A 21584-nucleotide genomic window follows, 5' to 3' on the forward strand; every position below is an offset into this window, starting at 1 on the left:
CGCATTCCGTCTGGTTATTTTGATAGCAGTTTTATCTTTTCCATGTGTCGTGATAAACGGGTAAATTTTGTCTCAATATTATTTTTCGAAGATGTTGGTATTTATGAGCAGGATCACAAACAGACTTTTCTGTCGGGGTAGTTTGTTGGCGCTCTCACTGTGTTTTATGTCGCTGTCGGCGACCTGTCTGGCACAGGGGAAGGAACTGGTGATGGCGACGACGTTTTCCCCGGGGGCAACGGCCTGGATTATTCAGCGCTGGCAAACGGAGCCGGGGTCAGTGATGATCCGCACGCTAAACCGGACCAGTTCTTCTCTCGAACAACTGCTCGATACCGCGAATGCGGAGAACGTTGACCTGATTTTGACCTCTTCGCCGATGCTACTGCAGCATCTTCAGGAGCATCAGAAACTTGCTCCTTTTGATAATGCCTTGCCGGAAAGCCAGCGTCTGGTGCCAGAGTCAATACGGTCGACGTCTGTAGCCGTGGCTCTCTCGGGATTTGGTCTGCTGATTAATCGTTCAGCACTGACGGCGCGACATCTGCCACCACCGACGGACTGGGGTGATTTAACGCATCCTAAATATCAAAATGCCCTGTTGATGAGTAGCCCATCGCGCTCCGATACCAATCACCTGATGGTTGAATCACTGCTGCAACAAAAAGGGTGGCAAGAAGGTTGGGCGACATTGCTGGCCAGTGCCGGGAACCTGGTGACCATCTCATCACGCAGCTTTGGTGTTGCGGACAAAATTAAGAGCGGATTGGGCGTTGCGGGACCGGTTATTGATAACTATGCCAATCTGCTGCTCAATGACCCCAATCTGACTTTTACTTACTTCCCACACTCGGCGGTCTCGCCGACCTACGTAGCCGTGCTGAAAAACAGCCCGCGTGCCAATGAAGCACAACGTTTTATCCGCTATTTATTGAGCCCGGAAGGGCAGCGGATCCTTGCAGATGCGAATACCGGTAAATATCCGGTAACGTCGCTGGCAGCAGATAACCCGCGTGCAGCCCAACAGGCCATTTTGATGAAACAGCCACCGCTTAATTACCGTCTGATCCTGAAGCGTCAACAACTGGTCCAGAGGATGTTTGATACGGCCATCAGTTTCCGCCTCGCGCAGCTTAAGGATGCCTGGCGAGCGCTGTACAGTGCGGAAGCTCGTCTGAAACATCCGTTACCTGAAATCAGAGCGCTGTTAACCCAGGTCCCAATCGACGCCAGGAACAGCGAAGATGAAGCCTGGCTTGCTCAATTCGATAATAAAAGCTTTGCTGAACAGCAAATGATGGAGTGGCAACTCTGGTTTCTTAAAAACCAGCGCCTGGCGATATCAAAACTGGAAGAACTACAATGAAAGGCGGTTCGCTATGGCAACGTCTTCGTCAGCTCAGCATCAGCAGCAGTTTGCGGGGGGCTTTTTTGACGGGGGCTTTACTGACGCTGAGCGTGAGCTGTGTCAGTTTGTATTCCTGGCATGAGCAAAGCTCGCAAATCCGCTATTCGCTCGATGACTATTTTCCGCGCGTACATTCCGCTTTTTTGATTGAAGGGAATCTTAACCTGGTTGTCGATCAGCTTAATGAATTCCTGCTTGCCCCCAATACGACCGTACGGCTGCAACTGCGTAATCAGATCATCGAACATCTGGACAAAATTGAACTGCTGAGCCGGGGATTGCAACCCGCGGAACAGCAACAGCTGGCGGTGATTTTGCAAGATAGCCGGGCATTGATGACCGAGCTGGACAGGGTGCTCTACAACATGTTCCTGGTACGCGAAAAAGTCAGCGAACTTTCCGCGCGAATCGACTGGTTACATGATGATTTCACGACCGAACTGAACTCTCTGGTGCAGGATTTCACCTGGCAGCAGGGAACGTTGTTGGATCAAATTGAAGCGAAAAATGGCGACGCGGCGTTGTACCTGAAACGCGCCAGGGAGGTGCAGAATGAGCAGCAACAGGTGTACACGCTGGCAAGAATTGAAAACCAGATTGTCGATGATTTACGCGACAGGTTGAATGAACTGAAGTCAGGTAGCGACGACGGCATGCTGGTCGAGAATCATATTCGCTATCTGGAAAATCTGAAGAAAACGGCGGATGAAAATATTCGTACCCTGGACGACTGGCCCAGTACTATCACGTTGCGGCAAACCATCGACGAATTGCTGGAAATCGGGATGATGAAAAATAAAATGCCCGATACGATGCGCGATTATGTCGCGGCGCAAAAAGCGCTGGTTGATGCCAGTCATGCCAGAGAAGCTACACTTGGTCGTTTTCGAACATTGCTTGAGGCTCAGTTGGGAAGTAGCCATCAACAAATGCAGATGTTTAACCAGCGACTGGAGCAGATTGTTCGCGTTAGCGGCGGGCTTATTTTGCTGGCGACGCTGTTGGCGCTGCTTCTTGCCTGGGGACTCAACCACTACTTTATCCGTTCACGGTTGGTGAAGCGTTTTACCGCGCTCAACCAGGCCGTGGTGCAAATTGGTCTTGGCAGAACCGATGCCTCGATCCCGGTTTATGGTCGTGATGAGCTAGGGCGCATTGCGGGGTTACTGCGCCATACGCTGGGTCAGCTCAATACGCAAAAAAGTCAGCTTGAACAGGAAGTGGCAGAGCGTAAGGAGATTGAAGCCGATCTGCGAGCGACCCAGGGCGAATTGATTCAGACGGCGAAACTGGCGGTGGTCGGACAGACCATGACCACGCTGGCCCACGAAATCAATCAACCACTGAATGCATTGTCGATGTATCTGTTTACTGCGGGCAGGGCAATTGAACAGGAGCAGTTGGCGCAGGCCAGAAGCACGTTAACCAAAGCCGAAGGACTCATTACCCGTATCGATGCCATTATCCGCTCATTGCGACAGTTTGCGCGCCGGGCCGAGCCGGGGGCACCGCTGCATCCGGTCGATTTACGGCAAACCTTCAGCGCGGCCTGGGAGTTATTGTCTATGCGGCATAAACCGCAGCAGGGTACGCTTTCGCTGCCGGTTGAGCGCGTGTGGGTTATGGGCGATGAGGTGAGAATTCAGCAAGTTCTGGTAAACATACTGGCAAATGCGCTGGATGCCTGTCCGGTTGCCGCGAAGATTGACGTTCACTGGCAGGTTGAGGGCAGCACGGTGTGTGTATTTGTCAGCGATAATGGCCCCGGCTGGCCTGGTGCGCTGCTACCGTCGCTATTAAAACCGTTTACCACCAGTAAGGATGTTGGTCTCGGTATTGGGCTATCAATTTGTGTCTCGTTAATGACGCAGATGAACGGCGAGCTACGCCTGGCATCGACACTGGGGCGCAATGCCTGCGTGGTACTGCAATTCAACCTGACGGATGTAGAAGATGTTGAGTGATGAATATTCTGTTCTGCTGATTGATGATGATGCCGATGTCCTTGATGCTTACACCTTGTTGCTTGAGCAGGCAGGCTATCGGGTATGCGCGTGCAATAACCCCTACGATGCCCGAAATTGGCTACAGGCTGACTGGCCCGGTATCGTCCTGAGTGACGTGTGTATGCCTGGCTGTAACGGTATCGAACTGATGGCTCTTTTTCATCAGGATGATAACCAGTTGCCGATCCTGCTGATTACCGGACATGGTGATGTGCCGATGGCGGTGGATGCGGTGAAAAAAGGGGCATGGGATTTTCTGCAAAAACCGGTCGATCCCGGTAAGCTGCTGTTGCTGGTTGCACAGGCATTGCAGCAGCGAAAATCTGTGATTGCCCGTCGTCATTACTGCCAGCAAAAGCTGCAGGTTGAACTGGTTGGCTACAGCGACTGGATAAATCAGTACCGTCAACGGCTGCAGCAACTGGCAGAAACGGATCTTGCCGTCTGGTTTTATGGGGAACCCGGGACGGGACGTATGACGGGAGCCCGTTATTTGCATCAGTTGGGGCGTAGCGCCCAGGGGCCGTTTATCCGCGCAGAACTCACCGCCGGGAACACGGCTCAGCTCGATGAGCTGATTGCTCAAGCGCAAGGTGGGACGCTGGTATTAAGCCATATAGCGTGTCTGACGCGCGAGCAGCAGCACCATTTGGTTCACCTGCAAAGTCAGGAGCGGCGCCCTTTTCGGCTAATTGGTGTTGGCACGACATCGCTGGTGGAACTGGCGGCAACAAACCAGATCGTGGCCGAACTCTATTACTGTTTCGCCATGACGCAAATCGCCTGCCAGCCTCTATCCCTGCGCCCGGACGATATTGAACCGCTATTTCGCCATTACCTGCAAAAAGCCTGTCTGCGTCTGAACCACCCCATTCCGGAGGTCGACGGGGAATTGCTAAAAGGGATGCGACGTCGTGTGTGGTTAAGTAATGTGCGAGAGCTGGCAAACGCCGCAGAGCTTTTTGCCGTTGGGTTGCTGCCATTGGCGGAAACCGCTAATCCGCAGTTGCATATGCCGGAACCGACACCGTTGGATCGCCGGGTTGAAGAGTATGAGCGGCAAATCATTACCGAAGCGCTAAATATTCATCAAGGGCGTATTAATGAAGTGGCAGAATATCTGCAAATCCCGCGTAAAAAACTGTATTTGCGGATGAGAAAATACGGGCTAAGTAAAGAGCATTATAAGTTCTAGAGAGAAGAGGTGCGGTTATGATAAGGGCAATTGAATGAACATCTGAGTCGTCACCTCATTATTAGAAAAAATGCCGGACTCATTATCCGGCATTTTTCGCTTACCACATTAAATCGTCAGGTACGACGAAGTCAGCATACGGATCGTCTTCGTCTTTCGCTTCCTGACTTAGCTCGCAATTTAAGACGATGTAGCTGTCGTCGCGCTGCGCAATTTTATCGGCAACGATGGCCGGGATAATAGCATATTCGCTGTCACGCTCGCTTTCAGCAGTCAGCCGGGCAATAGCCAGACGTCCTTTAATCAATTGCGCCTGTGTCACCTTATCCACGTAGATTTTTTTAATCAGATTATTATCGGTGAAGTTATACCCAATATCACCTTTGGAAATGGTGATTTTGTTCATTTCAATAAGCTGTTTAATCTGCGCTTTGTATTCTTTCGATAGCGTCGCTTGTTTCTGTTGATCGCTTAACTGCTTATCCCGTTCAATTTGTGCTTTTTTATTCTCTTCAACCGCTTCTCTGGCTTCACGGGCCTGAACGCGTGATTTTTTCGCCGTTCTCTGCACTTTCGCCATTTTTTTGCTGGAAACTAAGCCAGCTTTCAGCATCTGTTCTTGTAGGGTGAGTTTTGTCATTTTTGCATCTGATCCAATAAAATCGTTGTCAGGATTATAACCTTAACGTCCAACGGGATGCCAGAATACGGGGTTTGCCAAACCGGTCTGGCTCCTGTCTGGCATCGCGAAATGCTCAGGCGCTAAACGGCGGGGGAGAAACTGTGTGGAGCTATGGCAAGTACCGTGATGGTGAAATAAAACAGAGCGTTGCGTTCTAGATGTGAATGGTGTCCCCTGCAGGAATCGAACCTGCAACTAGCCCTTAGGAGGGGCTCGTTATATCCATTTAACTAAGGGGACGAAGCGGCATGAGTATAGCGTTTTTTACTCTCAACGGTAAGTCTCAGGCTGCCTGACTGCTCAAACAGTCGCCATTCAGGTCTGTTTTTTCTGGTTTTTCTGCGGTTGTGCTTCCCGCTTTGCTTGCAACCTGGCTTCTTCCTTGCGTTTATTGCTCATATCGTTGCGGATCTGCGCGTGGCTCATCAGCGCGAAGATAAACGTCCCGCCACAGATATTCCCGGCCAGTGTCGGCAAGGCAAAAGGCCAGAAAAAGTCGCCCCAGTGCAGTGTGCCAGTAAAGACCAGATAGAGAATTTCAACTGAACCCACGACGATATGTGTGGTATCGCCTAAGGCAATCAGCCAGGTCATCAGGACAATGACGACAATCTTTGCGGCTCCGGCGGCGGGAAACATCCAGACCATTGTGGCAATCAACCAGCCGGAGACAATGGCATTGGCAAACATCTCCGTCGGGCTATTTTTCATAACATCCATGCCTATTTTGACGAAAGCGTCGCGGGTCGCCTCATCAAAAATCGGCATGTATTCAAACGCCCATGCCGCAATCCCGGTGCCGAGAATATTACCCAGTAGTACTACGCTCCACAGACGCATCAACAGACCAAAATTGCCGAGGGTAGGGTTTTGCATAACGGGTAAGACGGCGGTGACGGTATTTTCCGTAAAGAGCTGTTGGCGGGCCATAATCACAATAATAAAGCCGAAGGTATAACCAAGATTCTCCAGCAAAAATCCGCCGGGAACCCCCTCCAGTTGTACGTGAAAGATTCCCTTTGCCAGCAACGATGCACCCATTGACAGTCCGGCAGCGATGGCTGACCACAATAGCGCCATCGCGTCACGTTCCATCTCTTTTTCTCCGTCCTGGCGGATATGCTCGTGGATCGCCATTGCACGTGAGGGGAGCCTGTCCTCATTGAGCTCTATCTTTTTTCCGCTCCGCTTTTCTTCGCTTTCCACCTGGAGCTCGTCGCTGTGGCGATCAATCTTCTCTTTTTCGATGTCATTCATACCAGGATCCTGAATAAGCACGTATTGCTAAAGCGTAGCGGTTTTTATTTGAAGGCTGGTGGATAAAGCTTGAAATCGCAAAAATGGTAACGCATGTTTTTATTGGCTTCGTTAAAATGAACCATCACTGTGCCTGTATTACCAGGCTATGATCAAATCAGTAAGTTAGGGCATATAGACATCGATTGACGTGCTGTTACAATCGCTCACATCTAATCAGGCGGATACATCATCGTTCCGTCATGGATGGCAATCAGCGATAGCCATAATACACAGGGAGACACTTATGAAGCTTCGCCTGTCGGCGCTTGCGCTGGGAACCACACTTTTGGTGGGGTGTGCGAGCTCCGGTACTGAACAGCAGGGGCGTTCGGACCCATTTGAAGGGTTCAACCGCACCATGTACAACTTCAACTTTAATGTGTTGGATCCATACGTTGTTCGCCCGGTGGCTGTAGCCTGGCGTGATTATGTTCCGCAGCCGGCCCGTAATGGTTTGAGCAACTTTACTGGCAACCTTGAAGAACCGGCTGTCATGGTTAACTATTTTCTGCAAGGCGATCCCTATCAGGGGATGGTGCATTTTACCCGTTTCTTCCTCAACACCTTGTTAGGTATGGGCGGGTTTATTGATGTGGCGGGGATGGCGAATCCGAAGTTGCAGCGTGTTGAACCACACCGCTTCGGCAGCACATTAGGCCATTATGATGTCGGTTACGGTCCATATATGCAGCTTCCGTTCTACGGCAGTTTCACGCTGCGTGATGATGGCGGCGATATGGTGGATACGCTGTATCCGGTTCTCTCCTGGTTAACCTGGCCGTTGTCGATAGGTAAATGGACGGTTGAAGGAATTGAAACGCGTGCGCAACTGCTCGATTCTGACGGTCTGCTGCGTCAATCTTCAGATCCTTACATCATGGTGCGTGAAGCTTACTTCCAGCGCCATGACTTTATTGCGAATGGCGGTAAACTCAAACCAGAAGAAAACCCGAACGCAAAAGATATTCAGGATGAGTTAAAAGAGATCGATTCTGAGTAAGGAATTGAAGCAAATAAAAAGGTGAGCTAAAAAGCTCACCTTTTTTACGTTTGATGAAAATCAGAATGCGTAGTTCAGGTTCATACCGTACAGCCAGGCTTTCCCTTCTGATTCGAAGGAGTATGGGCCTTCTTCGAATTTCACTTTCTGACCGTGCATATAAGAAATGCCGACATCCAATGAAGCATCTTTATTAAACGCGTAGGTTGTACCCGCACTCAGCCAGAAGCGATCCTGATCCGGAATAGAGATGGAACGGCGGTTAGCTGGAACCGGGCTATCATCGAAGGCGATACCGGTACGGAATGTCCAGGTATCATCGTAGTAGTAGGTAGTACCCAGCGCGATGCGGTAAGAGTCTTTGAAACCTTCTTCTTTATAGAACAGCGTCTGGCCGTTGCTGCCTTTCGCTTTAAGTTCCTGGAACTGACTCCAACTGGTATATGCCATGCTGTAGTGAACCGCCCACTGTGGTGCAACGCGGTTATAACCTGAGAACTCCCACATTTCTGGCAGATTCAGATCAAGTGATCCGTCGATTGTGTTGCCGTTAGTGCCAGCAGGCAGGCTGGCGAACACCGGGCGCAACTGCGCAGGAATACGGTCCATTGATGGCAGGCTGCTGCGGTAATCACCGTCGAAGTCAACTTTTACTTCCGAACGGTAGGTGAAACCGTAACGGTTATCTTTATCCACTTCATAAAGAATACCGGCGTTCCAGCCGAAGCCCCATTCGTCACCCTTCAGGCGCGCAATCTGCGTATCTGCTGGGTATTGTGCGGCCAGGGCGGGAGGAACCCTGCCACCAGAGCCTGCAACGATCTGCTGCGGCAGATCGCCTGCATAACGCTCAAGCTTCGCTTTGGCATAGACGGCGTTAAAACCGAGACCGAAGCTAAAATGATTATTCAGACGGTAGGCGCCGCTCAGGTTTAAGTTCAGCGTTTCCAGATCGGTTTTTCCGCCCATCGAGCCGGCTGCGTAATTATTGTTAAACTCCGTTGCCAGACCATAATTAGAGGTAACTGACGCCCCCCAACCAAACTGATCGTTAATCGGGGCAACAAAATGCACGTTCGGTATCCAGGCGGTTGGGGCGATATTATCCTGGCTGGCGTCATTACCAATGCGCGAACGTCCGGAAATATCGACATCCGGGTCAACGAAAATCGCACCCGCAGAGAAAGTAGGGCGATCAAACATCATGATCAGCGCGGGGTTACGACTGGCGTTACCAGCATCATCTGCAATAGCGCCTTCACCCGAATATGCCCGGCCAAGGCCAGAGGAAGAAAATTCGTTTAACTGAAAGCCTGCAGACCAGGCCTGTGTGGAGATAATTGCCACTGCGACTGCGAGAGCAGACTTTGTAAACAGGGTTTTCTGGCTCATGACCATAACCTCATAGATTTATTTTTATACAAACTATGTTACATGCCGTAACAGGAGCGCGAAGTGTAGGGTCTGAGGTACCACATAGAAATCAGACCAGTGGCGAGAGTATAGGTCGGACCAGCCAGAATGTTGCAAGTATGTTTATAAATATTTTCAATTCTGATCTAAGAAACGCGATCCAGCTGGCAAAATTGCAGGTGCGCGCACTCACCTGTTTGGGCGATTTTTGTTTTAGATCATTTTTAAGTGTGATTTCGGTCACTTATCGCATTTCGCACAATTAACGACTGGAGAGGCGAATAATGGGAGCGTAAAATGTCCCTATCGTTTATCTGGCACCTCGGGTGCGAATACAGAGGAAATCTACAATGAGTAAATGCAGTGCTGATGAAACCCCGGTTTGCTGCTGTATGGATGTTGGCACCATCATGGACAACTCCGATTGCACCGCTTCCTACAGCCGCGTGTTCGCGAATCGCGCAGAGGCAGAAGAAACGCTGGCCGCTCTGACTGAGAAGGCACGTAGCGTAGAGTCTGAACCTTGCAAAATCACCCCGACTTTCACTGAAGAGTCAGAGGGTGTGCGTCTGGATATCGATTTTGTTTTTGCCTGTGAAGCTGAAACGCTGATTTTCCAGCTGGGCCTGCGTTAATCCCTTCTGCTCATGCCCTTGCCACCCGGTGGCAAGGGCATTTTCGTAACAGTCAGTGACTATTCACTGTGTCATAGCTCTCACTTTCTTTTCTCCTCGCTTGGCTAAATGTAAAAAATTGGTTAAGACTGTGATCAGGTCAGACCACTTATTTTTATTTTTTACAGGGGAGTGTTATGAGTCAGGCTTTATCGCTGGTTACCCGCCAGGGCGACCGTATCGCCATCGTGAGCGGATTGCGTACGCCATTTGCCCGTCAGGCTACCGCGTTTCATGGCATTCCCGCCGTTGATTTGGGAAAAATGGTTGTTGGTGAATTGCTGGCCCGCAGCGAAATACCTGCTGAAGTGATTGAACAGCTGGTTTTTGGCCAGGTGGTGCAAATGCCAGAAGCCCCCAACATTGCCCGGGAAATCGTTCTGGGAACCGGGATGAATGTGCATACAGATGCTTACAGCGTAAGCCGGGCTTGTGCAACCAGCTTTCAGGCCGTGGCAAATGTCGCGGAAAGCCTGATGGCCGGAACTATTCGTGCTGGGATTGCCGGTGGTGCAGACTCCTCTTCCGTTCTGCCTATTGGCGTCAGCAAAAAGCTGGCGCGAGTACTGGTGGATGTTAATAAAGCCCGCACAACCGGGCAACGTCTGAAGCTCTTTTCCCGACTACGCTTGCGCGACCTGATGCCTGTGCCACCTGCAGTGGCTGAATATTCCACTGGTTTACGCATGGGAGATACCGCCGAGCAAATGGCCAAAACCTATGGCATCACGCGTGAGCAGCAGGATGCGCTGGCGCACCGCTCTCATCAGCGCGCAGCTCAGGCCTGGTCTGAAGGAAAACTCGCAGATGAGGTGATGACGACCTACGCTCCCCCCTTTAAAGATCCTTTTTCAGAAGATAACAATATTCGCGGTAACTCGACGATGGCGGATTACGCGAGGTTGCGTCCGGCATTTGACAGAAAACACGGTACCGTTACGGCGGCTAACAGCACTCCGCTGACGGATGGCGCAGCCGCCGTGATTATGATGACGGAGTCGCGTGCGCAAGAGTTAGGGCTGGTACCGCTGGGATATCTGCGTAGTTTTGCCTTTACCGCCATTGATGTCTGGCAGGACATGCTGTTGGGGCCGGCGTGGTCAACGCCGCTTGCCCTGGAGCGTGCAGGCTTAACCATGGCGGATTTAACGCTTATTGATATGCATGAAGCCTTTGCCGCACAAACGCTGGCGAACCTCCAGTTGCTGGGCAGCGAGCGTTTTGCCCGCGAAGTGCTGGGGCGCTCCCACGCCACTGGCGAAGTCGATGACAGTAAATTTAACGTGCTGGGTGGCTCAATTGCCTATGGGCACCCCTTCGCCGCCACCGGTGCACGTATGATCACCCAAACCCTCCATGAACTACGCCGCCGTGGCGGTGGGTTTGGTTTAGTCACCGCATGTGCGGCAGGTGGTCTGGGTGCGGCAATGGTTCTGGAGGCAGAATAATGGAAATGACATCGGCTTTTACGCTCAACGTGCGTCTGGATAACGTCGCCGTTGTCTCCATTGATGTGCCCGGAGAGAAAATGAACACCCTGAAAGCGGAGTTCGCTTCTCAGGTGAGGGCCATTCTGAAACAAATCCGCGATAACAAAGCATTGCGTGGTGTGGTGTTTATTTCGGCTAAACCCGATAACTTCATTGCCGGGGCGGATATCAACATGATTGGTAGCTGTCGCAGCGCGCAGGAAGCCGAAACGCTGGCCCGTCAGGGGCAGCAGATCATGGCGGAAATTAATGCATTGCCGATCCCGGTTGTTGCCGCTATTCATGGTGCCTGTTTGGGCGGTGGGCTGGAGATGGCGCTGGCGTGCCACAACCGTATTTGTACCGATGATGCTAAAACCGTACTGGGGTTGCCGGAAGTACAGTTGGGCCTGCTTCCCGGCTCCGGGGGCACCCAGCGATTGCCCCGTCTTATTGGTGTCAGTACTGCGCTGGATATGATCCTGACAGGAAAACAGCTCCGGGCAAAACAGGCGCTAAAAGTGGGGTTGGTGGATGAAGTTGTACCACAGACCATTTTGCTGGAAGCCGCGGTTGAACTGGCCAAAAAAGACAGCTCGGCACACCGGGTTCTGCCCGTACGTGAACGCGTGCTGGCGGGGCCGCTGGGACGTGCGCTGCTGTTTCGTATGGTCAGCAAAAAGACGGCGCAAAAAACGCAGGGTAACTACCCTGCGACGGACCGCATTCTTGAGGTGATCGAAACCGGTCTCGCGCAGGGCAGCAGCAGCGGCTATGAGGCGGAAGCCCGCGCGTTTGGCGAGCTGGCGATGACTTCGCAGTCTAAGGCGCTACGGAACATCTTTTTTGCCAATACCGATGTAAAAAAAGATCCCGGTAGTGAAGCGAAGCCCGGCCCGCTGAATAGCGTCGGTATTTTGGGCGGTGGCCTGATGGGCGGCGGTATTGCTTACGTCACGGCCTGTAAAGGTGGCTTGCCGGTGCGCATCAAAGATATTAATGCTAAGGGAATCAACCACGCGCTGAAGTACAGTTGGGAGCAGCTTGAAACGAAGGTTCGCCGCCGTCATATCAAAGCCAGCGAGCGTGATAAACAGCTGGCGTTGATTTCGGGAACCACCGATTATCGCGGTTTTGCGCATCGCGATCTGATTATTGAAGCGGTATTCGAAGATCTGTCGTTAAAACAACAGATGGTGGCAGAAGTTGAGCAGAATTGTGCCCCTCATACTATTTTTGCGTCAAACACCTCATCTTTACCGATTGGCGATATTGCGGCTAATGCTACCAGACCTGAACAGGTAATTGGTCTGCACTTCTTTAGCCCGGTAGAAAAAATGCCACTGGTGGAAGTGATTCCACATGCAACAACCTCTGAGCAGACGATTGCCACTACCGTTAAGTTAGCGAAAAAACAGGGCAAAACGCCGATTGTTGTCCAGGATAAGGCTGGTTTTTACGTTAACCGTATTTTAGCGCCTTACATCAACGAAGCGATTCGCATGCTGACCGAAGGCGAGCGCGTCGAGACGATTGATGCCGCGCTGGTTAAGTTTGGTTTTCCTGTAGGGCCAATCCAACTTTTGGATGAGGTCGGAATTGATACGGGCACTAAAATTATACCAGTGCTTGAGGCCGCCTATGGAGAACGTTTTAGCGCACCTGCAAATGTTGTTGCTTCAATTTTGAATGATGATCGCAAAGGTAGAAAAAATGGTCGGGGTTTCTATCTTTATGGCGCGAAAGGGCGTAAAAGCAAAAAACAGGTCGACCCTGCAATTTATACGCTTATTGGCGTCCAGGGTCAGGGCCAACTCACAGCCCCGCAAATTGCAGAGCGGTGTGTCATGTTAATGCTTAACGAAGCAGCACGCTGTTTTGGTGAGCAGGTCGTCCGCAGCGCACGTGATGGCGATATCGGCGCTGTATTTGGTATTGGTTTTCCGCCATTCCTCGGCGGCCCGTTCCGGTATATGGATTCTCTCGGTACGGGTGAAGTAGTTGCGGTTCTGCAACGACTGTCCACGCAATATGGCTCACGGTTTACGCCGTGTGCACAGTTATTGCAGATGGCGGAACGTGGTGAAAGATTCTGGGATATCGGGGAAACTGACCTGAATTCATGAGGTCAAAGGTAGGATGAATCCGCACCGAATGTATGGGTCGCGCTCAAAATGTAAACAGAGATTGACTATACTTACGCCGTTGAGGTAAAAAACAGCGTTTCATTCGGTGAATGGATAAGGCACAATGCCGGCCACCACATCGTTACCACGGTCAATAGGGGCGGTGAATAAAGGTGTTGGTGATCCTGGTTAACAAAAGCGGTGCAATATGCAAGTTTTTATCATGCGTCACGGCGACGCGGCCCTCGATGCCGCCAGTGATTCGGTTCGTCCTTTAACCTCTTGTGGTTGTGACGAATCTCGCCTGATGGCGAACTGGCTTAAAGGTCAAAAAGTGGATATCGAACGTGTTCTGGTGAGCCCGTTCCTACGAGCCGAACAGACGCTGGATGTGGTGGGAGAGTGTATGAACCTGCCAGCCGGTGTGGATGTTTTGCCGGAGCTGACTCCCTGCGGCGATGTCGGTCTGGTCAGCGCCTATTTACAGGCTCTGGCCAATGAAGGTATCGCCACGGCACTGGTAATTTCTCACTTACCGTTAGTGGGATATCTGGTGTCTGAGCTTTGCCCGGGTGAAACGCCGCCGATGTTTACCACATCTGCGATTGCCAGCGTAACGCTTGATGAGAGCGGAAAGGGCATTTTCAACTGGCAGATGAGCCCGTGTAATTTGAAAATGGCAAAGGCGATTTAATCGAACCCGTGCCACGTTTCATCGTCCGGATAAGGCACAGCCGCCATCCGGAAAATCAAAGAGCCGCAAATGCGGCTCTTTCTGTTTTCTGCATCAGGGAAGTTCGGGCGGCAGCCACTCTTCCACTTCAATCAGCACCAGCAGCGCGGCGTCACCACCGTACTCTTTCGGCGCCTGATGAAAGGCCATCACATGCGGATGTTGTGCCAGCCAGAGCGGCGTTTGCTGCTTAAGAATATGCTTCCCGTGGCCGTGCATCACGCAGGCGCAAAACACATGCTCACGACGACAGGCGGCAATCAGCGCGCCTAACTCCTGTTTGGCCTGCTGCTGGGTCAGCCCGTGCAGATCGAGAAACAGCTCCGGGGAGTAATCACCACGGCGCATTTTCTTCAGTTCGAAATGGCTGACGTCGGCACGCAGGTATCTTACCGGGCCGTCCGTATTCAGTAGCGGCTGAAATTCGTCCGAGAAATAGTGGCTGGCATCCGCCTGTTCCTGCAGCAGCTTTTTAACCGGAACCTCGGTGATTTTTTTACGTGGCGGTCGGTGAACAATAGTGTCCTGTTTAATTTTACGCGTGCCGGTCATCAGCTGGCGAAACAGCGTCTGATCCTCCTCGCTGAGCGATGTTTTCTTTTTCATTCGAGCGTCTCATCTTTTATTTTCCGTTAGTTTAACCCGACTCGGCGGGCATCCGATCGCTTAAAACGCAATTTTCGCGCTCAGGCTCCGCGTGAATGCTGATTTATCGCCGTCTTCGTGGCAAACTAGCCGCCGAAATTAATACGAGCATGCCCTGGAGAAATACGTGGATAAAATTTTCGTCGATGAAGCCGTGAGTGAACTGCATACCATTCAGGACATGTTGCGTTGGGCGGTCAGCCGTTTTAGCGCGGCGAATATCTGGTATGGCCATGGCACGGATAACCCATGGGACGAGGCCGTACAACTGGTGCTGCCGTCGCTTTATTTGCCGCTGGATATCCCAGAAGATATGCGCACTGCGCGTCTGACTTCCAGCGAACGCCATCGTATTGTTGAACGCGTGATTCGCCGCGTCAACGAGCGCATTCCGGTGGCTTATCTGACTAACAAAGCCTGGTTCTGCGGGCATGAATTTTATGTCGATGAACGCGTGCTGGTTCCACGTTCACCGATCGGCGAGCTTATCAATAACCGCTTTGCGGGCCTGATTAATGAGCAGCCGCAGCATATCCTCGATATGTGTACCGGCAGCGGCTGTATTGCCATTGCCTGCGCGTATGCCTTCCCGGAAGCCGAAGTCGATGCGGTGGACATTTCCACTGATGCGCTGGCGGTGACCGAGCACAACATTGAAGAGCACGGCCTGATCCATCATGTTACGCCGATCCGCTCCGATCTGTTCCGCGATCTGCTGAAGGTTCAGTATGACCTGATTGTGACCAATCCGCCGTATGTCGATGCAGAAGATATGTCCGATCTGCCAAACGAATACCGCCATGAGCCTGAGCTGGGCCTGGCCTCCGGTAGCGATGGGCTGAAACTTACCCGCCGCATTCTGGGTAACGCCCCGGACTACCTGTCAGATAACGGTATTCTGATTTGTGAAGTCGGAAACAGCATGGTACATCTGATAGAGCAATATCCGGATGTACCGTTCACCTGGCTGGAGTTCGATAACGGCGGTGACGGCGTATTCATGCTGACCAAAGAGCAGTTGATCGCCGCTCGTGAGCACTTCAGCATTTACAAAGACTAAATACACGCGCACATACACAACACGCATAACGGAGCCGTGATGGCAGGAAATACAATTGGGCAACTCTTTCGCGTAACCACCTTCGGCGAATCACACGGGCTGGCGCTCGGTTGTATTGTCGATGGTGTTCCGCCGGGCATTTCTCTGACAGAAGCTGACCTGCAGCACGATCTCGACAGACGTCGTCCTGGCACTTCGCGCTACACTACGCAGCGTCGTGAGCCGGATCAGGTGAAAATCCTCTCCGGCGTATTCGAGGGCGTTACTACCGGCACCAGCATTGGCCTGCTGATCGAAAATACCGATCAACGTTCACAGGATTATGGCGCGATCAAGGATGTTTTCCGTCCAGGACACGCCGACTATACCTATGAGCAGAAATATGGCCTGCGCGATTACCGTGGCGGCGGACGTTCATCCGCACGTGAAACGGCGATGCGCGTTGCGGCTGGCGCGATTGCCAAAAAATATCTGGCGGAAAAATTCGGCGTCGAAATTCGCGGCTGTCTGACACAGATGGGTGATATTCCGCTGGAGATCAAGGACTGGTCTCAGGTCGAATTGAATCCCTTCTTTTGCCCGGACCCGGATAAAATTGAAGCGCTGGATGAACTGATGCGCGGGCTGAAGAAAGAGGGCGACTCCATCGGGGCGAAAGTAACCGTTGTTGCAAGCGGCGTACCTGCGGGTCTCGGCGAACCTGTATTCGACCGTCTGGATGCCGACATCGCCCATGCGCTGATGAGCATAAATGCCGTTAAGGGCGTTGAGATTGGCGACGGATTTGACGTTGTAGCGCTGCGCGGCAGTCAGAACCGCGATGAAATCACCAAAGACGGTTTTCAGAGCAACCATGCGGGCGGCATTTTGGGCGGGATCAGCAGCGGGCAACAAATTATTGCCCATATGGCGCTGAAACCGACGTCCAGTATTACCGTACCAGGGCGCACCATTAATCGCTTTGGTGAAGAAGTCGACATGATCACTAAAGGTCGTCACGATCCGTGCGTTGGGATCCGCGCAGTGCCGATCGCTGAAGCAATGCTGGCGATCGTGTTGATGGATCACTTGCTGCGTCAGCGGGCGCAAAATGCGGATGTGAAGACCGATATTCCACGCTGGTAAAAATGAAAAAAACGGCACTTGCGGCGCTGGCTCTGTTTGCCAGTACCGCCTGTCTGGCGGCGACGCCCTGGCAGAAAATTACCCATCCGGTTGCGGGCAGCGCGCAGTCTATCGGCGCGTTTTCCAATGGCTGTATAGTTGGCGCAGAGACGCTGCCTGTACAGTCAGAACACTATCAGGTAATGCGCACCGATCAGCGTCGTTACTTTGGCCATCCGGATCTGGTGAGGTTTATCCAGCGTCTGAGTAATCAGGCTAATAGTCAGGGGCTGGGCACGGTGTTAATCGGCGATATGGGTATGCCGGCCGGTGGGCGATTTAATGGCGGTCATGCCAGTCACCAGACCGGGCTGGATGTGGATATTTTCCTGCAACTGCCGAAAACGCGCTGGACCCAGTCACAACTGCTGCGGCCACAGGCGTTAGATCTGGTCTCGCAGGATGGTAAACGTGTTGTACCGTCCCTGTGGAAGCCGGAGATTTTCAGCCTGGTAAGGCTGGCTGCAAAAGATAATGAAGTAACGCGTATTTTCGTGAATCCGGCGATTAAGCAACAACTTTGTCTGGATGCAGGGACCGACAGGGACTGGTTGCGTAAAGTGCGGCCATGGTTCCAGCACCGTGCGCATATGCACGTCCGGTTACGTTGCCCTGCCGACAGCCTTGAGTGCGAAGATCAACCGTTACCGCCACCGGGTGACGGCTGCGGCGCGGAGCTGCAAAGCTGGTTCGAACCTCCGAAACCTGGAACCACCAAGCCTGAGAAGAAGACACCGCCGCCGTTGCCGCCTTCCTGCCAGGCGCTACTGGACGAGCATGTACTCTAATGGATCATTTTGCCTCTCTGTTTATGGTGACGCCACTGCTGTTAGGTGTGCTTTTTTTTGTGGCGATGCTGGCAGGTTTTATTGATTCTTTGGCCGGAGGCGGTGGTTTACTCACCATCCCGGCATTGATGGCGGCCGGGATGCCACCTGCGCAAGCTCTGGCCACCAATAAATTGCAGGCCTGCGGGGGATCTATCTCTTCCTCCCTCTATTTTATTCGTCGTGGCGTGGTTAATCTGGCGGATCAGAAGCTCAATATCTTCATGACCTTTATCGGCTCAATGAGCGGCGCGCTGCTGGTTCAGCATGTGCAGTCAGACATTTTGCGCCAGATCCTGCCGGTTCTGGTTATCTGTATTGGCCTTTACTTTCTGTTAATGCCGAAAGTAGGGGAAGAGGACCGGCAGCGTCGATTGCACGGGCTGCCTTTCGCGCTGGTGGCCGGAGGCTGCGTCGGTTTTTACGATGGCTTTTTTGGCCCGGCGGCGGGGTCGTTCTACGCGCTGGCCTTTGTCATGCTGTGCGGCTACAACCTGGCGAAATCGACGGCCCACGCCAAAGTATTAAATGCCACCTCGAATATAGGTGGGCTATTGCTGTTTGCCCTCGGCGGCAAAGTGATTTGGGCGACGGGCTTTGTGATGCTTATTGGCCAGTTTATTGGTGCACGGATGGGCTCTCGACTGGTGCTCAGCAAAGGACAAAAACTCATTCGGCCAATGATCGTTATTGTCTCCGCCGTGATGAGTGCCAAGCTACTTTATGATAATCATGGACAGGAGATTCTCCACTGGCTGGGGATGAACTAATGAATAATACGCATCACTACGAACAGTTAATTGAGATTTTTAACGGCTGCTTTGCCGATGAATTTAATACCCGTCTGATTAAAGGCGACGACGAACCGATCTATCTTCCTGCGGATGCGGAATTACCGTATCACCGTATCGTTTTTGCGCATGGTTATTACGCCAGTGCTTTACACGAAATTTCACACTGGTGCATCGCCGGTAAAGCCCGTCGTGAGCTGGTCGATTTTGGTTACTGGTACTGCCCGGACGGACGCGACGCGAAGACACAATGCCAGTTTGAAGATGTGGAAGTGAAGCCGCAGGCGTTTGACTGGCTGTTTTGCATGGCGGCGGGTTACCCGTTTAACGTCAGTTGCGACAACCTGGAAGGGGACTTTGAACCAGATCGCGTGGTATTCCAGCGCCGTGTTCATGCTCAGGTAATGGAGTACCTGGAAAAGGGGATCCCTGAACGTCCGGCGCGTTTTATTAACGCGTTACAGAATTATTATCACACGCCTGAACTTACGGCGGAACAATTCCCGTGGCCCGAAGCGCTCAACTGAAGCCGCTGCCACGTTTACAATGAGGAAAGAAGATGATCGCGGAGTTTGAATCACGCATTCTGGCATTAATCGACGATATGGTAGAGCACGCCAGCGATGATGAGTTGTTTGCCAGTGGTTATTTGCGTGGGCACCTGACGCTGGCTGTGGCTGAGCTGGATGCTGGCGAGGACCATTCCGCTGAGGCATTGTACGCCAATGTGACCAGCAGTCTGGAGAAAGCCATCAGCGCGGGCGAACTCTCGCCGCGTGACCAGGCGTTAGTGAAAGATATGTGGGACACCTTGTTCCTGAAGGCGACAAAACAATAAGTACAGTAGCGTGTGCCGGATGGCGACACTGAGGTGTCTTATCCGGCACACGTGGGCGGGTGTTTGTAGGCCTGATAAGCGTAGCGCCATCGGGCAATGATCGGCTGACACCCCATCCTTTTATTTCACCGTTTTACCCTTCAATAACTTCCGTACCCACAGACGATTCGGATTCAGCGCCGCCAGCGTGCTGGCATCCATTGGGATCGGTTCATCACTCATTTGCGCGGCCAGAATTTCTGCACATAGCGGGGCAGAACATAACCCACGTGACCCCAGCGCGCCAAACATGAACAAATCCGGGTATATCGGTGCGCTTAAAGCATGCTCTTTGTCTTCGGCAAGCGTGGCGTACTGGCTGAGTGTGGCGTTATAGTCCGGCACATTACCGACCATCGGCATGTGATCGCGCGTGGCGCAGCGCACTCCACAACGTGCGGCATTGCCACTAACGTCTACTTCTTTTGCCCACGCGGCATTCGGGAAACAATCTATTAAGCGCTGACGGTTTTGCTGCTGATCGTCAGCACGATACACCGTTTCTTCACTTCCGCGATGATAACTGGCGCCAATGCAGTGCTGCTGATTTTGCGGGTTGTGCGGCGTGAGGTAGCCGTCATAGCACAGCACCTGATGCAGCGCTGAAAGCGAAGGCGTAGTAGGAATGTGACTCACCTGACCGCCTACGGAGTACACCGGTAGCGACTGCGTCTGTTCAACGCCGTTAATGCGATGCCCATTCGCCAGAACCACGACCTCATGTGTTGCCGCTTCCCCGCTGGCGAACTGCAACTGCCAGCTATCGGTTTGATGAGCAAGTGAGGTCAGTGTGTGTTGGTAGTAAGTACGTAACCCAAGCGTTATCGCATACTCGAGAACGGCAGTGGTAAGCTGCGCCGGACACAGCCATCCGCCGGCCGGGTACTGGATGCCATCACATTCGGTCACTACGCCTGTTGTTTGCAAAATTTGATCGGCGTCCACGCCGACGGCGAGCGCTTCGGGCAGTTCAAGGGACAACATCTGGGCGATTTTTTGCTGGCTTTTTTCGTCCCATGCGAGTTGCGTTACGCCGCACCAGTCATGCGCGAACTCAACGGGGAGGGTGTCATACAGTCGACGGGCGAAGGTAAACGCGGTGGGGAAAAAGAGATTAATAGCCGCGTCATGCTTGCTGAGTAACGGATAGAGCGCGCCCTGGCGATTACCGGATGCGCCCTGCGCAGGCTTATCGTCCGCGCAATAGAGTGTGACCTGCCAGCCTCTACGCAGTAGCGCCAGAGACAGCAATGCGCTGGCAATACCGCCGCCAATAATGGCGGCTTCGCGCTTCTCAGTTCCCGTACGTGCAAACCAGGGGGCTGAGGAAGGCAGCGCCTGAGTTTGTTCCATTACGCCACAGAGCATTTCACGTTTGCGACCAAAACCTTTGCATTTTTGCATCGTAAATCCGGCTTCCTGCAATCCCCGGCGTACAAAACCAGCCGAAGTGAAGGTCGCCAGCGTACCGCCTGGTCGGGCCAGTCTGGCCATGGCGTTAAAGAGTGTTGGCGTCCACATATCCGGATTTTTGGCTGGGGCGAAGCCGTCCAGGAACCAGGCATCAACCTGTTGGTTCAGAGACTCGTCCAGCTTACTGGTGAGTTCGTTGATGTCGCCGAACCACAGATCCAGAGTAACCCGCCCCTCATCAAGCACTAGACGATGGCAACCCGCCAGCGGCAGTGGCCACTGTGCCTGGAGTTGCTCTGCCCACGACGCCAGTTCCGGCCAGCGCTGATGCGCTAGTGTCAGATCCTCACGCGTCAGCGGAAATTTTTCAAAACTGATGAAATGTAATCTTTCCAGGGTAGCGTCAGGGTGTGCGTTGCGAAAGGTGGCGAATACCTGCCAGAGCGTGAGGAAGTTTAGCCCGGTACCAAAGCCACTTTCTGCCACCACGAACACCGGGCGTGGGTGCACAGGAAAACGTTCGGCGAGGTGGTTGCCGCCAAGGAAGACGTAACGTGTCTCTTCCAGCCCGTTATCATTGGAAAAATAGACATCGTCAAAATCTCGGGAAACAGGTGTACCCTCAGCGTTGAATTCAAGGTTGGCAGGTTGTATAGCGTATTGTTTCACGTAAGTTACTCGTCTGACAGGCTGTGCCCCGATCTTAACGAGGAGTGCCTGGCTGCGCAAATTTCCACACAAAATGGCTGATCGGACTTGTTCGGCGTACAAGTGTACGCTATTGTGCCACTCGAAACTTTAA

Annotated in this window: 19 protein-coding genes and 1 tRNA gene; 14 read left to right on the forward strand and 6 right to left on the reverse strand. The window is 52.5% G+C overall.

The window, feature by feature from the left end; translation table 11 throughout:
• Positions 1–166: 166 nt before the first annotated feature.
• The 3 genes from pgtC to pgtA are packed head-to-tail and all read left to right on the forward strand — an operon-like array spanning position 167 to position 4609.
• Positions 167–1366 carry a phosphoglycerate transport regulator PgtC gene (pgtC, locus tag HV041_RS03810; protein ID WP_105242214.1) on the forward strand — a complete coding sequence of 400 codons (1200 nt, stop codon included), beginning with the start codon at positions 167–169 and terminating at the stop codon, positions 1364–1366.
• On the forward strand, positions 1363–3372 hold the full coding sequence (gene pgtB / locus HV041_RS03815; RefSeq protein WP_061068242.1) for a two-component system sensor histidine kinase PgtB: 2010 nt from the start codon (positions 1363–1365) through the stop codon (positions 3370–3372). The genes pgtC and pgtB overlap by 4 nt, the downstream gene beginning before the upstream one ends.
• Positions 3362–4609, forward strand: coding sequence for a two-component system response regulator PgtA (pgtA, locus tag HV041_RS03820; RefSeq protein WP_048212549.1), 1248 nt, complete (start codon positions 3362–3364; stop codon positions 4607–4609). The genes pgtB and pgtA overlap by 11 nt, the downstream gene beginning before the upstream one ends.
• A gap of 100 nt (positions 4610–4709) precedes the next feature.
• On the opposite strand, the gene HV041_RS03825 is transcribed toward pgtA, so the two are convergent.
• The 3 genes from HV041_RS03825 to HV041_RS03835 form a co-directional block, all read right to left on the reverse strand.
• The gene (locus HV041_RS03825; protein WP_048211015.1) at positions 4710–5249 is read right to left on the reverse strand and encodes a DUF2058 domain-containing protein; all 540 of its coding nucleotides are present in this window, start codon (positions 5247–5249) and stop codon (positions 4710–4712) included.
• 207 nt (positions 5250–5456) lie between these two features.
• Positions 5457–5531: transfer RNA gene (locus HV041_RS03830), tRNA-Arg, on the reverse strand.
• A gap of 75 nt (positions 5532–5606) precedes the next feature.
• Positions 5607–6548: a formate/nitrite transporter family protein gene (locus HV041_RS03835; protein ID WP_005129767.1), complete on the reverse strand. Its 942-nt coding sequence runs from the start codon at positions 6546–6548 to the stop codon at positions 5607–5609.
• A gap of 286 nt (positions 6549–6834) precedes the next feature.
• Between HV041_RS03835 and mlaA the strand changes: the two genes are divergently transcribed.
• Complete coding sequence (gene mlaA, locus HV041_RS03840; protein ID WP_005129765.1) at positions 6835–7590, forward strand: phospholipid-binding lipoprotein MlaA; 756 nt, start codon at positions 6835–6837, stop codon at positions 7588–7590.
• A 60-nt stretch (positions 7591–7650) separates the two neighbouring features.
• Here the strand turns inward: mlaA and fadL are convergent, their stop codons facing one another.
• The gene (gene fadL, locus HV041_RS03845) at positions 7651–8982 is read right to left on the reverse strand and encodes a long-chain fatty acid transporter FadL (RefSeq protein ID WP_005129763.1); all 1332 of its coding nucleotides are present in this window, start codon (positions 8980–8982) and stop codon (positions 7651–7653) included.
• 371 nt (positions 8983–9353) lie between these two features.
• Between fadL and HV041_RS03850 the strand changes: the two genes are divergently transcribed.
• From HV041_RS03850 to sixA, 4 genes are all read left to right on the forward strand, one after another.
• Positions 9354–9638, forward strand: coding sequence for a YfcZ/YiiS family protein (locus HV041_RS03850; protein WP_005129756.1), 285 nt, complete (start codon positions 9354–9356; stop codon positions 9636–9638).
• 176 nt (positions 9639–9814) lie between these two features.
• On the forward strand, positions 9815–11125 hold the full coding sequence (gene fadI, locus HV041_RS03855; RefSeq protein ID WP_121584859.1) for an acetyl-CoA C-acyltransferase FadI: 1311 nt from the start codon (positions 9815–9817) through the stop codon (positions 11123–11125).
• Complete coding sequence (gene fadJ / locus HV041_RS03860) at positions 11125–13272, forward strand: fatty acid oxidation complex subunit alpha FadJ (protein WP_121584858.1); 2148 nt, start codon at positions 11125–11127, stop codon at positions 13270–13272. The genes fadI and fadJ overlap by 1 nt, the downstream gene beginning before the upstream one ends.
• A gap of 208 nt (positions 13273–13480) precedes the next feature.
• On the forward strand, positions 13481–13966 hold the full coding sequence (gene sixA, locus HV041_RS03865) for a phosphohistidine phosphatase SixA (RefSeq protein WP_048211041.1): 486 nt from the start codon (positions 13481–13483) through the stop codon (positions 13964–13966).
• A 93-nt stretch (positions 13967–14059) separates the two neighbouring features.
• Here the strand turns inward: sixA and smrB are convergent, their stop codons facing one another.
• Positions 14060–14611 carry an endonuclease SmrB gene (gene smrB, locus HV041_RS03870; protein ID WP_048211042.1) on the reverse strand — a complete coding sequence of 184 codons (552 nt, stop codon included), beginning with the start codon at positions 14609–14611 and terminating at the stop codon, positions 14060–14062.
• Positions 14612–14777: 166 nt separating this feature from the next.
• Here smrB and prmB point away from each other — a divergent pair, with 166 nt between their 5' ends.
• The 6 genes from prmB to HV041_RS03900 are packed head-to-tail and all read left to right on the forward strand — an operon-like array spanning position 14778 to position 19330.
• A complete protein-coding gene (prmB, locus tag HV041_RS03875) occupies positions 14778–15710 on the forward strand; it encodes a 50S ribosomal protein L3 N(5)-glutamine methyltransferase (RefSeq protein WP_043017082.1) in 933 nt (310 codons plus the stop codon).
• Between the two features lie 39 nt (positions 15711–15749).
• The gene (aroC, locus tag HV041_RS03880) at positions 15750–16835 is read left to right on the forward strand and encodes a chorismate synthase (RefSeq protein ID WP_048211043.1); all 1086 of its coding nucleotides are present in this window, start codon (positions 15750–15752) and stop codon (positions 16833–16835) included.
• Positions 16836–16837: 2 nt separating this feature from the next.
• Positions 16838–17662, forward strand: coding sequence for a penicillin-insensitive murein endopeptidase (gene mepA / locus HV041_RS03885; RefSeq protein WP_061068236.1), 825 nt, complete (start codon positions 16838–16840; stop codon positions 17660–17662).
• The gene (locus HV041_RS03890; RefSeq protein WP_048211044.1) at positions 17662–18471 is read left to right on the forward strand and encodes a sulfite exporter TauE/SafE family protein; all 810 of its coding nucleotides are present in this window, start codon (positions 17662–17664) and stop codon (positions 18469–18471) included. The genes mepA and HV041_RS03890 overlap by 1 nt, the downstream gene beginning before the upstream one ends.
• On the forward strand, positions 18471–19019 hold the full coding sequence (locus HV041_RS03895; protein WP_003834819.1) for an elongation factor P hydroxylase: 549 nt from the start codon (positions 18471–18473) through the stop codon (positions 19017–19019). The genes HV041_RS03890 and HV041_RS03895 overlap by 1 nt, the downstream gene beginning before the upstream one ends.
• 32 nt (positions 19020–19051) lie before the next feature.
• Positions 19052–19330, forward strand: coding sequence for a YfcL family protein (locus HV041_RS03900; RefSeq protein ID WP_101742325.1), 279 nt, complete (start codon positions 19052–19054; stop codon positions 19328–19330).
• A gap of 120 nt (positions 19331–19450) precedes the next feature.
• Here the strand turns inward: HV041_RS03900 and mnmC are convergent, their stop codons facing one another.
• Positions 19451–21451, reverse strand: a complete 2001-nt coding sequence (mnmC, locus tag HV041_RS03905; protein ID WP_182294047.1) for a bifunctional tRNA (5-methylaminomethyl-2-thiouridine)(34)-methyltransferase MnmD/FAD-dependent 5-carboxymethylaminomethyl-2-thiouridine(34) oxidoreductase MnmC — start codon at positions 21449–21451, stop codon at positions 19451–19453.
• Positions 21452–21584: the final 133 nt, after the last annotated feature.

Origin of the sequence: Citrobacter sp. RHBSTW-00029, from assembly GCF_014104295.1 — a bacterium.
GTDB classification, from domain to species: Bacteria; Pseudomonadota; Gammaproteobacteria; order Enterobacterales; family Enterobacteriaceae; genus Citrobacter; species Citrobacter youngae.